Source organism: Pseudomonas sp. UBA3153 (genome assembly GCF_002364635.1).
Taxonomy (GTDB): domain Bacteria; phylum Pseudomonadota; class Gammaproteobacteria; order Pseudomonadales; family Pseudomonadaceae; genus Pseudomonas_O; species Pseudomonas_O kuykendallii.
The window spans coordinates 1-14,649 of sequence record NZ_DEYR01000074.1 but is presented as its reverse complement, the minus strand read 5'-3'; the positions used below and the strand labels follow the sequence as shown (position 1 = coordinate 14,649).

At 68.2% G+C, this 14,649-nt stretch carries 12 protein-coding genes; 6 read left to right on the top strand and 6 right to left on the bottom strand.

Features of this window, described 5'->3' with window-relative positions; all coding sequences use genetic code 11:
* The 3 genes from dsbD to B2X67_RS16805 form a co-directional block, all read right to left on the bottom strand.
* Window positions 1-1,370: protein-disulfide reductase DsbD (dsbD, locus tag B2X67_RS16815; RefSeq protein ID WP_286786187.1), on the bottom strand; the 1,370-nt coding region annotated here is incomplete at its 3' end.
* A gap of 208 nt (window positions 1,371-1,578) precedes the next feature.
* Window positions 1,579-2,166: a methyl-accepting chemotaxis protein gene (locus B2X67_RS20905; protein ID WP_376747822.1), complete on the bottom strand. Its 588-nt coding sequence runs from the start codon at window positions 2,164-2,166 to the stop codon at window positions 1,579-1,581.
* 1,471 nt (window positions 2,167-3,637) lie between these two features.
* Entirely contained in the window at window positions 3,638-5,251 is a 1,614-nt protein-coding gene (locus B2X67_RS16805; RefSeq protein WP_286786185.1) for a response regulator, read from the bottom strand.
* Window positions 5,252-5,508: 257 nt separating this feature from the next.
* Between B2X67_RS16805 and B2X67_RS16800 the strand changes: the two genes are divergently transcribed.
* The 4 genes from B2X67_RS16800 to speA all read left to right on the top strand — a co-directional run bounded on the left by B2X67_RS16800 (window position 5,509) and on the right by speA (window position 9,713).
* On the top strand, window positions 5,509-6,567 hold the full coding sequence (locus tag B2X67_RS16800; protein ID WP_286786184.1) for a DUF2333 family protein: 1,059 nt from the start codon (window positions 5,509-5,511) through the stop codon (window positions 6,565-6,567).
* A 3-nt stretch (window positions 6,568-6,570) separates the two neighbouring features.
* On the top strand, window positions 6,571-7,098 hold the full coding sequence (locus B2X67_RS16795) for an NUDIX hydrolase (protein WP_286786183.1): 528 nt from the start codon (window positions 6,571-6,573) through the stop codon (window positions 7,096-7,098).
* Window positions 7,099-7,274: 176 nt separating this feature from the next.
* Window positions 7,275-7,646, top strand: a complete 372-nt coding sequence (locus B2X67_RS16790) for a translation initiation factor Sui1 (RefSeq protein ID WP_090223880.1) — start codon at window positions 7,275-7,277, stop codon at window positions 7,644-7,646.
* Between the two features lie 150 nt (window positions 7,647-7,796).
* On the top strand, window positions 7,797-9,713 hold the full coding sequence (gene speA, locus B2X67_RS16785; protein WP_286786182.1) for an arginine decarboxylase: 1,917 nt from the start codon (window positions 7,797-7,799) through the stop codon (window positions 9,711-9,713).
* Window positions 9,714-9,793: 80 nt separating this feature from the next.
* Here the strand turns inward: speA and B2X67_RS16780 are convergent, their stop codons facing one another.
* Window positions 9,794-11,224 carry a PLP-dependent aminotransferase family protein gene (locus tag B2X67_RS16780; RefSeq protein ID WP_286786181.1) on the bottom strand — a complete coding sequence of 477 codons (1,431 nt, stop codon included), beginning with the start codon at window positions 11,222-11,224 and terminating at the stop codon, window positions 9,794-9,796.
* Window positions 11,225-11,330: 106 nt separating this feature from the next.
* Here B2X67_RS16780 and B2X67_RS16775 point away from each other — a divergent pair, with 106 nt between their 5' ends.
* The gene (locus B2X67_RS16775; protein WP_286786188.1) at window positions 11,331-11,918 is read left to right on the top strand and encodes an NAD(P)H-dependent oxidoreductase; all 588 of its coding nucleotides are present in this window, start codon (window positions 11,331-11,333) and stop codon (window positions 11,916-11,918) included.
* Window positions 11,915-12,346, top strand: a complete 432-nt coding sequence (locus B2X67_RS16770; protein ID WP_286786180.1) for a carboxymuconolactone decarboxylase family protein — start codon at window positions 11,915-11,917, stop codon at window positions 12,344-12,346. Before B2X67_RS16775 ends, B2X67_RS16770 begins: the two co-directional genes overlap by 4 nt.
* Before the next feature lie 24 nt (window positions 12,347-12,370).
* Here the strand turns inward: B2X67_RS16770 and B2X67_RS16765 are convergent, their stop codons facing one another.
* Together B2X67_RS16765 and B2X67_RS16760 are read right to left on the bottom strand one after the other, a co-directional pair.
* Window positions 12,371-12,826, bottom strand: a complete 456-nt coding sequence (locus B2X67_RS16765; protein ID WP_273228995.1) for a DUF2214 family protein — start codon at window positions 12,824-12,826, stop codon at window positions 12,371-12,373.
* Between the two features lie 150 nt (window positions 12,827-12,976).
* Window positions 12,977-14,323, bottom strand: coding sequence for an MATE family efflux transporter (locus B2X67_RS16760; protein WP_286786179.1), 1,347 nt, complete (start codon window positions 14,321-14,323; stop codon window positions 12,977-12,979).
* Window positions 14,324-14,649: the final 326 nt, after the last annotated feature.

Here is a 14,649-nt window from a genome sequence, read left to right as displayed (position 1 = left end):
GCCTGGCCGCGGCCCAGCGGGCGCAGCGGATCGCTTTCGCCCTGCAGTGCGCCGACCCAGGCGCTCGCCGCGTAAACGAGCAGCGCCAGCCCGGCGAGTTGCGCCAGGCGCTGGCGCTGGGTTTTCGGCACGAACTCGAGGGCACCGAGCCAGAGCGCTACGCCGGCGGCGAGCAGCCCCCAGAGTGCCAGCGACAGCGCGCCGGGCAACACGCGCTCAAGCATCCACACCGCGACGGCCAGTAGCAGCACGCCGAAGGCATTGCGCACGCCGATCATCCAGTTGCCGGATTTCGGCAGCAGGCTGCCGCCGCCGACGGCGAACAGCACCAGCGGCGCACCCATGCCAATGCCGAGGGCGAACAGCTTCAGGCCGCCGCCCAGCGCGTCGCCGCTGCTGCTGATATAGAGCAGCGCGCCGGCCAGTGGCGCCGATACGCACGGGCTGACCAGCAGGCTGGAAAGCACGCCGAGCAACGCCGCGCCCCACAGAGAGCCGCCGCGGGTGTCGTCGGCGAGTCGGTTCAGCGGTTCGCTGATCAGGCGCGGCAGGCGCAGTTCGTAGACGCCGAACATGGCCAGCGCGAAGGCCGCGAAGAAGGCGGCAAACGGCACCAGCACGAAGGGCGACTGCAACCGCGCCTGCAGGTTGAGGCTGGCGCCGAACACGCCCATCAGCGCGCCGAGCACGGCGAAGCAGATGGCCATCGACAGCACGTAGGCCAGCGACAGGCTCAGGCTGCGCCAGCCGCCGATGCGCCCGCGCAGCACCACGCCGGAGAGGATCGGCAGCATCGGCAGCACGCAAGGGGTGAAGGTCAAGCCGAGCCCGGCGAGGAAGAACAGCACCAGTTCGCTCCATTTCCAGCCGCTTGCGCCGGCCGGCGCCGTGTAGCCGGTTGCGGCGGGCACCTCGCCAATGCTGAAACGCTGGGTTTCCGGCGGATAGCAGAGGCCCTTGTCGGCGCAGCCCTGATAGGTCACCAGCAGGGTGAAGGGGCGCTTGACGGGGTTGTCGACCGGCAGATCGATGTCCAGGCCTTCGTGGTACACCTCGACCTCGCCGAAGAACTCGTCGGTCTTGTGCTCGCCGGCCGGCAGCTGCGGCTGGCCGAGGGCGATGTCCGCCGGCTCGCTACGGAAGGCGAAGCGATGGCGGTAGAGGTAGTAGCCGGGCGCATTGGTGAAGCGCAGCTTGATCCTGTCGGCATCGCCCTCGATCAGGTCCAGGCGGAAGGCTTCGCGCACGGGCAGGAAGTCGCTGCTGTTGTTCAGCGGAGCGCCCAGTTCGGCGCTCGGACGCTTGTCGAAAATCCCGGCGGCGGCCGGCAGGGCGATCAGCAACAGCAGGAGAGGCAGCAGGCGGCGCATGGCGGTCTCGCGAAATCGGAAGCGCGCATGATAGCCGAGGGGGGCGGTGCGTGCAGGGGCCAGGTCAAGCGCCGCCACACTGCGGAGCGGACCGATAAGGCGTGATCCACCCCGCGGTCAATGAACGCTCGCACCCATTACGCCTGCCTTTCGATGCGATGGACTGTGGCCCGATAGGGGACGACGGCATCCGCGCCAGGCTTCGCCCTCACACGCGAAACGCCTGCACCGCCGTGTCCAGCTGGCTACCCAGCGCCAGCAGGCGCTCGCCCTGATTGCGCCCGGCGCCGATGCGTTCCAGGTTGCTGCCGCCCAAGTGATGGATGCGCTCGCTGTGGTCGCGGATCTCGCTGACCGCGCCGCTCTGTTGCGCGGTGGCGTCGGCGATGCGTTCGGCCATGCCGGCGATGCCGCGGATCGAGGCGACCACCTGGTCCAGCGCGCCATCGGCGGCGGCCGCCTGCCGTGCCGTGTTTTCGGCGTGCTCGACCTGCACGCGCATGGTGTCCACCGACTGCCGGGCGGCGCGCTGCAGGTTGCCGATCAGTTGCTGGATTTCCTCGGTGGCGCCGGCGGTGCGCTGGGCCAGCGAGCGCACCTCCTCGGCGACCACGGCGAAGCCGCGGCCCAGTTCGCCGGCGCGTGCAGCCTCGATGGCGGCGTTGAGCGCCAGCAGGTTGGTCTGTTCGGCGATGCCGCGGATCACTGTGAGCACCTTGCCGATGGTGGCGGTTTCCTCGGCCAGCCGCTCGATGGCCAGCGCATTGCCCTGCACTTCGCCCACCAGCCCGTGCATGCCGGCGAGGCTGTCAAGGATCACCCGCTGGCCCAGTTCCACCGCCTCGCCGGCGGCGCGGCTGGCCCCCGCGGCCTGGCTGGCATCGACGGCGACGCGCTGGATGGTGGACTCCAGCTCGCCGAGCGCATCGCGGATCTGCGCGGTATCGCCGACCTGGCGCTCGGCGCCGCGGTGCAGGCCGCTGCTCAGTTCGGCCAGCGCGTGGCTGCTGCCGGCGACCTGCTGGGCGTGCTCGCGGATGGTGCCGACGAGGTTCACCAGATAGCTGCGCAAGCGGTTTAGCGACGCCTCGATGTCGCGCATCTCGCGGGTCCGCGTGCGCAGTGCGACGGGTTCGCCGAAATTGCCGCCGGCCCAGGCCGAGAGCGCTTCCGTCAGGCGGCCGAGGGCGTGGGTCAGGTGGCGCTGGATGCGATCGACCACCAGAGCGATGAGCAGGATCATGCCGATCATCAGGCCCTGGATCAGGCGTACCTCGAACTGGATGCGCGCGTGTTCGCCGCGCACCACGGGTTCGAGCGCGGCGAGGGCGTTCTGCAGGGCGAGGACCTTTTCCTGGGTTTCGGTGGCCAGTTCGCCGCGGCGCTGGATCAGCGCGCGGGTGCGCCCGAGTTCCGCCGGGTAGCGTTGCAGCAGGCCGGCGAGCTCGCGCTTGAGGGCGATGCCGCGGTCTTCCACCGGCGGCTGGCTGGCCTCGGGAGCGTCCAGTCCCATCAGCGCGGCGAAGCTGGAACCGGCGGAATCCTCTTGGGTGGCGACGCCGAGCAGCGGCAGCGCGTCGATGCGTTTCGCCTGGGCGTCGAGCGCGGCGAGTTCGCGCTCGACGTCTTCGCCCAGTTCCTCGCGTCCGCTGCCGACCATGCGCCCGCGCGCATGGCTCAGGCGCAGCAGATGGCGTGACGCCTCGAACAGCGGCGCGGCGTATTCGCGGGCGGCGCCGGCATCGCTTTGCGCGGCATAGGCCGACAGCGCTTCCAGCGCGCCGCTCATCTCGCGCTCCGCCTGCAACAACAGGCCCTGCGGATCACCGCCAAGTTTGCCGGCAGCGAGCAGCTCGCCGGCGGCGAACTGGCGCAGTTCGTCGAGGCTGGGGCGCAGGGGGGCGGCGAAACCGTCGGGTAGCGCATCTAGTGCCGTGGCCAGTTCCTCCAGTGCGCGGCTGGCCTGCGCGTGGTGCACGGCGTCGCCGCTCGCCAGGTAGCGTTGCACGTTGTCGGCCACCTGCTCGCGAAACTCCCGGGAGAGCGCCTGGTAGCGCTCCATCAATTGATAGGGCCGCTCCAGCGCACGCTGCGACCACCACAGCGTGGCGCCTAGCGCGAGGCAGGCGGTGATCAGAAGAAAGGTATTGACGGTGGTGAGCAGCTTCAGGCGCATCCGAACCTCGACACACGACGTGAGGGTAGGTTCGGAGGTTATTGCGGTTCGATTTCAGTCTGATGACAGCGTGGGCGGGCAGCCCTGGCGCTCATTCCTGGAATACCGCGGTGCGGTTGCGCCCGCCGTTCTTGGCGACGTAGAGCGCCTGGTCGGCCTGGCTGGAGAGGCGGTTGATCTCCATGTCCGGACCAAGCTCGGCGATGCCGCAACTGAAGGTGCAGGAGAGGTCGTGCGGTTGCTCCGGGTAGCGGATTTCAGCGAAGCGCCGGCGGATGTCGTCGAGCACCTTGAAGGCGGCCTCGGCGCTGGTGTCCGGCAGCACCACGGCGAATTCCTCGCCGCCATAGCGACCGATGTGGTCGGTTTTGCGCAGGCGCTGCTTGAGGAACAGCGCCAGGCTCTTGATCACGCGATCGCCCATGGGGTGGCCGTAGGTGTCGTTGACCTTCTTGAAATGGTCGATGTCGAGCATCGCGAAGGTCAGCGGCTTGCCGTCGCGGCGCGCGCGGGCGCGGGCGTCTTCGAGCAGTTGCAGGGTGTGCGTGTGGTTGTACAGGCCGGTCAGGCTGTCGCGAACCATGCGCGCCTTGAGGCTGCGTGCGCGGGTGGCGCGGGTACGTACCGTGGCGATCAGGTGGCGCGGCTTGATCGGTTTGGTGAGGAAGTCGTCGCCGCCTTCGCTCATGGCGTCGAGTTGCTTGTCGAGATCGTCCTCGGCGGACAGGTAGATGATCGGCACGCTGACGTAGCGCTCGTGCTGGCGGATCACCTTGGCCAACTCGGTGCCGGTGCAGTCGGGCATGTACATGTCGAGGATGATCAGGTCGGGCTGGAATTCGGCCAGTTCGGCCATCGCCTTGATCGGCTCGGTGAGGGTTCGGGTGACGATGCCGGCGCTGTTCAGCACGCGCTCGGTGTGCGTCGCCTGGGCGCGCGAGTCATCCACCACCAGCACTCTGTAGGGTTCGTAGTGCGCGGTGCGGGTAAGGATCTCGATCTTTTCCAGCAGGCTGGAGGCGTCGATGGCACCGGTAAAGAACTCCTGGCCGCCGGCACGCACCGCTGCGAGGCGCGTCGGGGCGTCGGTTTCCTCGTGGCTGAAGAACAGCACGGGGATTTTCTGCTCCAGTCCCTGCTGCGATTCCTCGGCGAGGGCGAGGCCGGCGGTGTGTCCGCCGAAGTCCACTTCCATGACGATCGCGGCCGGGTGACGTTCGCTCATCGCCGCGCGGAACTCGGCGGCGCTGTGCAGCGCCTGCGCCGCGAGGCCGAAGAATTCGAGCTGCTGGGCCAGGCGTTCGCTACGTTCCTGGTCCTGCAATCCCAGATAGACCGGCTTGCGCAGCGGCGGAAGAAAGGACTCGGCAAGGTCGCCATGGCGCAGGCCGGTGCGCGAGAGACGCTGCATGAGCTGGTGGATTTCGCTGATCAGCGGACTGTTCAGGCGGCCGCGGTTGGCTTCGACGCTTTCCAGGCTGGTGGCGATGCGCCGCGCCAGCTGGGCGTGTTCCTCCTGCTCGAAGCGTTCGGCGTAGCGCAGCAGGCGCGTATTGGCGTCCACCAGTTCGCTCATGTCGCCGGCGTTCCACTCGCTCGCCTGCAGGCGTTGCCAGACCTCCAGCACCTGGCGAGCCTGATGGATCACGCGTTGGGCAAAGTGGTTCTTCAGTCGGTCGCGGTTGGGATCTTCGTATTCGCTCATGGCCCACATCTTGAGGGTTTTAGCGCTGACGTATCCGTTCAGCGTGATGGCTCGATGCTACCACTCTCTGCATTCCGCTTACATCACCGCCGATCCTCTGGCGCCACATTTTTACGTCGAACGGCTATCTGCCGACCGCTCTGGTTCAAGGCGTCGCCGGCGATGCGTCGACGATGCCTTATAGTGAGTCCGTGATTCGCAACCCTGGAGACAGGCTGCGGTCAGAAGACATGCATTCGAACAGCAAGGAATACGCCATGTTGGATTGGAAGACACGCACCGGCGATAGCGCGCCACGCGAAGAGACCCTCGGCAAGCGCTCGGCGCCGGGTGGGCTGCTGGTACGCGGCCTGGGAGCATTGCTGGTCATCTACCTGCTGGTGGCTCTGGTGGTCGGCTGGTACTGGAGCCGGGAGCCTGACTTGTTCCCCGTGCAGCAGCACGCCCAGGCGGCGGCGCAGAGTGCCCAGCGACAGATGGTGATCGGCTACACCACGGTGGAAACCCTGAAGCAGGTGGCCAGCACGCTGCTCGACAAGCCGGGTGGCTACCTCTCCAACGACAAGCTGCCGCCCGGCCTCTGGCTGGACAACATGCCCAGCTGGGAATACGGCGTGCTGGTGCAGGTCCGCGACCTGTCACGGGCGCTGCGCAAGGATTTCGCCCGTTCGCAGTCGCAATCCACCGAGGACGGCGACCTGGCGAAGGCCGAGCCGCGCTTCAACTTCGACAACCGGAGCTGGGCGCTGCCGGCCTCCGAGAGCGAGTACCGCGAGGGCATCAAGTCGCTGGATCGCTACCTGGCCCGGTTGTCCGACCCGAACCAGGGCAATGCGCAGTTCTATACCCGCGCCGACAACCTGAATAACTGGATGGGCGACGTCGCCACGCGGCTCGGCTCGCTGTCGCAGCGGTTGTCCGCCAGCGTCGGGCGGGTACGCCTGAACGCCGATGTGAATCCCGCCGAAGTGCGTCCGGGCGAGGTGCCGAAGGTCAGCGAGGACACCGTAGAGACGCCCTGGCTGCAGATCGACAATGTGTTCTACGAGGCGCGTGGCCAGGCCTGGGCGCTGTCGCACCTGCTGCGTGCCATCGAGGTGGATTTCGCCGACGTGCTGGCGAAGAAGAACGCCACCATCAGCGTGCGGCAGGTCATCCGCGAGCTGGAAGCCGCGCAGGAGCCGCTGTGGAGCCCGATGGTGCTGAACGGCAGCGGCTACGGGATTCTCGCCAACCATTCGCTGGTGATGGCCAACTACATCTCGCGCGCCAACGCCGCGGTGATCGATCTGCGCAACCTGCTGGAGCAGGGCTGATCGATGTCGCTCAGCGCGGAGCAGGCGCATCGCGCGGCCTCGGATGCCGAGCAGGTGGCCTGGGTCGACGAATCGGATCGCCTACTCGGTAGCCTGACCCGCGCCGAGCTGCGCGCCCGCGGGCTGATCGGTCGGGCCTGCTTCGTGCTGCTGTTCAACGCCGCCGGCGACCTCTGCGTGCACCGCCGCAGCCTGAGCAAGGCGCTGTATCCGGGCTACTGGGATGTCGCCGCGGGCGGCATGCTGGCGGCCGACGAGGATTACGCCGAGGGCGCCGCGCGCGAGCTGGAGGAAGAACTGGGCGTGGCTGGCGTGGCGTTGCGCGATCACGGACGGTTCTTCTTCGATCACCCCGACAACCGCATCTGGGCGGCGGTGTTTTCCGCCGTGTGGGACGGCGCGCTGCGCCTGCAGCCGGAGGAAGTGATCGAGGCGCGCTTCATCAGCCAGCAGCGGGTGTTCGTCGAACTGCGCGAAAAACCCTACTGTCCGGACTCGCTGGAAGCCTTCGAACTGTGCCGCGGCCGGTGAATCCGGCTGCAATTTCCTATTAGCATTTGCGCCCATTGCTGCTAAATTGCGCGGCCTTTCCCGCCCGCGCGCCGCGTGGGTCTGCGCTGCCCCTGCCTGAGTGGGGCCTCGCGGTTGCCCGCACGCGTCTTTCGCCGGCAGCCTGTCGCTATCCTGACCCCTACGAGGAACAGCCGGTGGTCAAGAAAGCTTCGTCATTGGCCGCCCTCGGCGGCCTGGTGTACTCCACCGACAGCGGCCGGCACTGCCCGGATTGCAGCCAGCCCGTGGAGGCCTGCATCTGCAAGCAAAGCGTCGTTCCCGCCGGAGACGGCATCGCCCGCGTGCGCCGCGAAACCAAGGGCCGCGGCGGCAAGACGGTGACCACCATCGCCGGGGTGCCGCTGGCCGATGAGCCGCTCAAGGAACTGGCCAGTGCGCTGAAGAAACGCTGCGGCTGCGGCGGCGGGTTGAAGGACGGGGTGATCGAGATCCAGGGCGATCACGTCCAACTGCTCATCGACGAGCTGATCAAGCGCGGCTTCAAGGCCAAGAAGTCCGGCGGCTGAGCCGCCCTCCATCCTGCCGGCAGTGCGCCGGGACGAATAACTAAACTTCGGTAGTCGGCCGCCGGTCGATACCTGATCGTTTGTAACTATCCATGCATAACCTGTCCCCGAGCAAAGCGGGCAGGCCCAGCCCATTTCCGAGGGGGAACAATGGCCGCACGACGTACGCGCAAGGACGATGGCAGCAGCTGGACGGTGGCGGACAGCCGCAGTGTCTACGGTATTCGCCATTGGGGCGCCGGTTACTTCTCCGTCGGTGACGGCGGCGAGGTGGAAGTGCGCCCGCGCGGCGGTCGCGACGATGCGCCCATCGACATGCAGGCGCTGGTCGAGCAGCTGCGCGAGTCGGGGCTGTCGCTGCCGTTGCTGGTGCGCTTCCCGGACATCCTGCAGGACCGCGTGCGCAAGCTCACCGGCGCCTTCGACGCGAACATCGAGCGCCTGGAGTACAACGCGCATTACACCGCGCTGTACCCGATCAAGGTCAACCAGCAGGAAGCGGTGGTGGAGAACATCATCGCCACGCGCGATGTGTCCATCGGCCTGGAAGCCGGCTCCAAGCCCGAGCTGATGGCCGTGCTGGCGCTGGCGCCCAAGGGCGGCACCATCGTCTGCAACGGCTACAAGGACCGCGAGTTCATTCGCCTGGCGCTGATGGGGCAGAAGCTCGGCCACAACGTGTTCATCGTCATCGAGAAGGAATCCGAGGTCCAGCTGGTGATCGAGGAGGCCGCCGAGCTGAAGCTGCTTCCGCAGGTTGGCCTGCGCGTGCGGCTGTCCTCGCTGGCGTCGTCCAAGTGGGCGGACACCGGCGGCGAGAAATCCAAGTTCGGCCTTTCCGCGGCGCAGCTGCTGTCGGTCGTCGAGCGCTTCAAGCAGGCCGGGCTGGACCAGGGCGTGCGCCTGCTGCACTTCCACATGGGGTCGCAGATCGCCAACCTGGCGGACTACCGCAAGGGCTTCCGCGAGGCCATCCGCTACTACGGCGAGCTGCGCGCGCTGGGCCTGCCGGTGGACCACATCGACGTCGGCGGCGGCCTGGGCGTGGACTACGACGGCACCCATTCGCGCAACGCCAGCTCGATCAACTACGACATCGACGACTACGCCGCCAGCGTGGTCGGCATGCTCAAGGAATTCTGCGACCGCCAGGAAATCCCCCACCCGCACATCTTCTCCGAGAGCGGCCGGGCGATGACCGCGCACCACGCGGTGCTGGTGGTGCAGGTGACCGACGTCGAGCAGCACAACGACGACATCCCGGACATCGACCCCGAGCAGGAACAGCCCGAAGCGGTGCAGGACCTGCTCGATCTGCTCGGCCCGACCGATCCGGAGATGGTCGCCGAGACCTACTGGCGGGCCACCCACTACATCGGCGAAGTCTCCGCGCAGTACTCGGTGGGCAAGCTCAACCTGGCGCAGAAGGCGCTCGCCGAGCAGAGCTACTACGCCATCTGCCGGCGCCTGTACAACCAGCTCAAGGCGCGCCAGCGCTCGCACCGGCAGGTGCTGGACGACCTCAACGACAAGCTCGCCGACAAGTACATCTGCAACTTCTCGGTGTTCCAGAGCCTGCCGGACACCTGGGCGATCGGGCAGATCCTGCCGATCATGCCGTTGCAGCGGCTGAGCGAGGAGCCGCTGCGCCGCGCGGTGCTGCAGGACCTGACCTGCGACTCCGACGGCAAGATCAAGCAGTACATCGACGAGCAGAGCATCGAGACCAGCCTGCCGGTGCACGAAGTGCGCGAGGGCGAGGATTACCTGCTCGGCGTGTTCCTGGTCGGCGCTTACCAGGAAATCCTCGGCGACATGCACAACCTGTTCGGCGACACCGATTCGGTGAACGTCTACCAGGACGCCGACGGCAGCGTGCGCCATGGCGGCATCGAGACCCACGACACCATCGAGGACATGCTGCGCTACGTGCACCTGTCGCCCGAGGGCCTGATGAACTACTACCGCGACAAGGTCGCCGGCGCGCGCCTCAGCGCACGTGAGCGCACCCAATACCTGGACGCCCTGCGCCTGGGCCTGACGCGCTCCTCGTACCTGTCGAGCTGATCGCCCGGTGTGCCCAAAAGCCCGCTTTCGAGCGGGCTTTTTCGTTTCGGCAGGCAATCCTCGCCGGGCGCGATGCCGCTCTACGACAGGGCGGGTGGCGGCATCGCCGCCTTCATCCGCGCCACCACGTCGCGTGCCTGTTCAGCGCTGGCGAGGTTGGTGAAGCCCATCAGCAGGCCCGGCGGATGGCGCTCCTGCAGCGTCCAGTTGGACAGTGCATGGACGCCGATGCCGCAGGCGTTGATCCGTTCGGCGAGCGCCCGGTCGTCCTCGCCGGCATCCAGCTGGGCGAGCAACTGGATGCCGCCCGCCTGCAGGTCGATGCGCAGGCGATCGCCGAAGGCGGCGTGCAGCGCTTCGCTCAGGTAGCCGCGGCGCAGCGCGTACAGGTTGCGCATCTTGCGCAGGTGGCGGGCGAAATGGCCCTGGGTGAGGAAGTCGGCCACGGTCGCCTGCGACAGCGACGGGCAATGCTGCTGGAAAACCTCGGCGCTGCGCACGAAGCGGGCGACCTGGCTTTCCGGCACCACCAGGTAGGCCAGGCGCAGGCCGGGAAACAGCACCTTGCTGAAGGTGCCGGCATAGAGCACGCGGCCCTGGCGGTCGAGGCTCTTGAGCGCCGGCAGCGGGCGACCCTGATAGCGGTATTCGCTGTCGTAGTCGTCCTCGATGACCCAGGCGCCGGCGGCGTTGGCCCAGTCCAGCAGCGCGAGCCGTCGCGGCAGCGACAGGGAGACCCCGAGGGGGCTCTGGTGCGACGGGGTGACCACGGCAAAGCGCGCGTTCGCCGCGCGGTGCAGGCCGACATCCACGCACAGGCCTTCGCCATCCACCGGCAACGGCACCAGCCGCGCGCCCGCGCCCTCGAGCAGCAGCCGCGCGTGCGGGTAGCCGGGGTCCTCGAACCAGCAGGCGTCGCCGGGTTGCAGCAGTGTGCGGCAGATCAGGTCCAGCGAGCCGCGGTGGCCGGCGGTGATGAATACCTGCTGCGCGCTGCAGGCGATGCCGCGGGACACGCCGAGGTAGGCGGCGATCGCCTCGCGCAGGGCTGCGTCGCCGCGGGCGTTCGGGTAGGCCAGGTCGTTGCCGGACTGGCTGCGCAGGCGCCGTGCGGCCAGGCGCGTCCACAGTGCGCGGGGGAAGGCGTCGAGCGCCGGCAGGCCGAGTTGCAGCGGGCGTTCGGCGCTTCCCGCGTCGGCGTGGAAACTGCTCTGCGGCACGACCTCCGGGGCGACCGCGGAATAGGCGTGGGTCGCCAGTTGCGGCGAAACCACGGTGCCGGCGGGGCCGCGCGGCATCAGGTAGCCCTCGCTGACCAGCAACTGGTAGGCGGCCTCCACGGTGCCTCGCGCCAGGTTCAGCTCGCTGGCGAGCGCCCGTACCGCCGGCACGCGGTCGCCCGGGCGCAACTGGCCCTGGGCGATGGCCCGGCGAAAGCGTGCGTAGAGCTGCAGGTAGATCGGCGTGCCCTCGGCACGGTCCGGTCGCAGGTCGGGAAGGTCGTTGCGCATGTCCTGGTCATTCCATCGATTCTTGGCTCTGTCGACTATGGCATGTCGCGCCTAGAGTTGCAGGCAGTGAATGTCCAGGCCGATAGCGGAGCTTGCCGTGAAACTCATGCATGTGGATTGCAGTGCCAGCCGCGAGACGTCGAACTCGCGGGTGTTGGCGAAGTATTTCGTCGACCTGTTGCGCGGGCGGCTCGATGGCCTGCAGGTCGATTACCTCGACCTCGCGCTGCAGGCGCCGCCGCACGTCGGCGCCGAGCCGGCGATGAACGCCATCCTGGCCGACTCCGCTGCGCTGTGCCGTCGCCTGCGGGAGGCGGACGCGTTGCTGTTCGCCATGCCGATCTGCAACGGGAGCATGCCGTCGAACCTCAAGGCATTCATCGACGCCATCGTCCGCGCCGGGGTGACCTGCGTGTCGGATGAACAGGGCAGCCCGGCCCGCCGGAGAGTGTTGTTCCTGACCACCCACAGCGCCGATCCCGGCGCCGGCGACGCCCACAGGGATACGCTGAGCCTGGCGCTGCGCGCGGCGTTCGGCGTTGCCTCGGCACAGTTTGTCGATACCCAGCCGCTGCCGTTCGCCGACCCCGCGGCGCACGCCGCCGGCCTGGCGCGTGTGCGCTGGCAGCTGGAACGGATCGCCGCGCAATGGGCCACCCATGTGTTTCCCCACGAAGAAGGACTGTCGGCATGAGTAGCCTGCGCCTGCCCTATTACGACCTCTCGCCGGACGCCTATCAGGGCTTCCTCGCCGTCAAGAAGGCCCTAGACCGCAGCCCGCTGGGCAAGCGCCTGATCGAGCTGGTCAACCTGCGCGTCTCGCAGCTCAACGGCTGCTCGTTCTGCACCGAGATGCACGCCAGGGCCCTGCGCGCCGGCGGCACCGAGGATGCCAAGCTGGACGCCCTGGCCGGTTGGCGCGTCAGCGGCCGCTTCGACGCCCGCGAGCGGGCGGCACTGGACTGGGCGGAGTCGCTGACCGAGGTGGCGCGCAGCGGTGCACCCGACGAAGTCTTCAACGCCCTGAAGGCACACTTCAACGATGTCGAAATCGCCGACCTGAGCTTCGCCGTGGCCCTGATGAACGCCTTCAACCGGCTCGGCGTCGGCATGCGCCAGTGAAGCGCGCCGCCAAGGGCGCAACCGCTAGCCGCTGTAGCCGAAGCCACGCGCCATCAGCGTGGCCAGCAGCGGCATCGCCATCAGCAGGGCCAGTTCGGCGCGGATCACGCCGATCGTCAGGCGCGCGCGGGCGGCGCTGGTCTGCGGTTCGCGCCCGGCCTTGAGGGCATTGCGCCACTCGAAGAAGGTCAGTGTGGGGATGATCGAAAGCAGCCCGACCAGCACGAACAGGCCGACCTTGGCGTGGAATACGCCGTTGTGCAGGTAGTAGCTCCAGCCCTTGCCGAACCAAATCACCCGCGCCAGGCCGGTGAGCAGCACCACGCCGGCGGTGATGCCGAAGGAGATGTCGATGCGTATCAGGCTGCGCGCCCGTGCACTGTCCATCGGCAGCTTGAAGAGGACGTGCTCCAGGCTGAGCAGCGAGAACAGCACGAAGATCGACAGGTAATGCAGGTAGGCGGCGATGGCCTGGCTCATGGCTGAAAGCCTTCGAGGCGAGGGGACGGCGAGGTGTTCGTCATACTCATGCGGGTCCTTCCTGAGGGATGTCTGCCGGTCGCGGGGGTGTCGTCGTCATTGTGCCTCTTCCATTCGGTGGCGCCCATGCCCGGCCATGGTGTTCCCCGGCTAGGCCGCCGCCCGGGCGAACCAGGCGCCCGCGCGGTTCAGACGGCGGGCGTAGAGGCCCAGGCTGATCCCGCGGATGAGCATGAAGCCCAGGAAGGTCAGCCACAGGCCGTGGTTCGCGTAGCCCTGCAACAGCAGCCCGAGCGGCAGGCTGATGGCGAAGGCGATGAGCATGGCGTCGCGCATCTCCCGCGCGCGGGTGGCGCCGATGAACAGGCCGTCGAGCAGGTAGCTCCAGACCGCCACCAGTGGCAGCACGGCCAGGTAGGGCAGGTACTGCAGGGCGACCTCGCGCACCTCCGGGATATCCGTCTGCAGGCCGACGAACAGCCTGCCGCCGAGCAGGAAGAACAGCGCGAAGAGCAGGCTGGCGAGCAGCGACCAGCCGCCGGCGACCACCAGCGAGCGTTGCAGCGCCGGGCGATCGGCGCGGCCGATGGCGTGCCCGCACAGTGCCTCCAGCGCGTGTGCCAGGCCGTCCAGCGCGTAGGCGGTGAGCAGCAGCCCGTTGAGCAGCAGAGCGTTCGCCGCCACGGTGGCGTCGCCCAGGCGCGCGCCCTGCACGGTGACCAGGAAGAACACCGCCTGCAGCGCCAGCGAGCGGATGAAGATGTCGCGATTGACCGCCAGCAGCGGTCGCCAATTGGCCCAGCGGCGCAGCGCCGGCCAGTCGAGCGTTCCGGGATGGGCGCGCAGCGCGCCGCGCGTCAGTGCCAGGCCGAGCAGCGCGCCGCACCATTCGGCAAGCACCGCCGCCCGCGCCGCGCCGACCACGCCCCAATCCAGGCCGAGGACGAACCACAGCGACAGCGCCGCATTGCTCAGGTTGGTCAGCAGCAGGATCGCCAGCGGCGCGCGGGCGTTCTGCGTGCCGAGGAACCAGCCGACCAGCGCGTAGTTGGCCAGCGCCGCTGGCAGCCCGAGCAGGCGCGTGTGGAGGAAAGCGCGGGTCTGCCCGTCGAGTTCGGCGGAGGGATTCATCAGCTCCAGCGCGGCATCGCCGAACGGAATCGCCAGCGCGCCGAGCAGCGCCGCCAGCAGCAGGCCGAGCAGCAGCCCCTGCAATAGCACCTGGCGCAGGCCGCCGCCATCGCCCCGCCCGGAGGCCTGCGCGGCGAAACCGGTGGTGCCCATGCGCAGGAAACCGAGCACCCCGACGATCAGCAGGTACAGCGCGCTGCCCACCGCCGCGGCGCCGAGTTGATGCGCGTGCGGCAGGTGGCCGACCACGGCGCTGTCGACCAGCGCCACCAGCGGCACGGACAGGTTGGAAAGGATCATCGGCGCTGCCAGTGCCCACACCCGCCGGTGGGTGGGCATGTCGCGCCAGGCCTGTTTCACGCTCATGCGAAGGCTCCTGATGGGCCGCGCAGTATACCGAGGCCGCGCCCTTGATAGCCCTCGCGCTGCCGGCAGACGAAGGCCCGGAGGCGTTCGCCTGCCGCATGCTGTGACGGGGTCTAACAATTCCTGCCTATTCTGGTCTGTATCCATTGCTTCGCGCGGCTATACACGTAACCTGCGCCGACCTGCCTGCCCCCTGGAGACTGTGATGCAGAAGAAAGGACTCTTCCTGGCCTTTGCCCTGATGCTGTTGAGCGCCTGCGATTCGTCAGCGCCGGAGAAGGCCGCCAGCGCGCCACCGGCGGCCGCCCCGGCAGATCGGAAGAGCG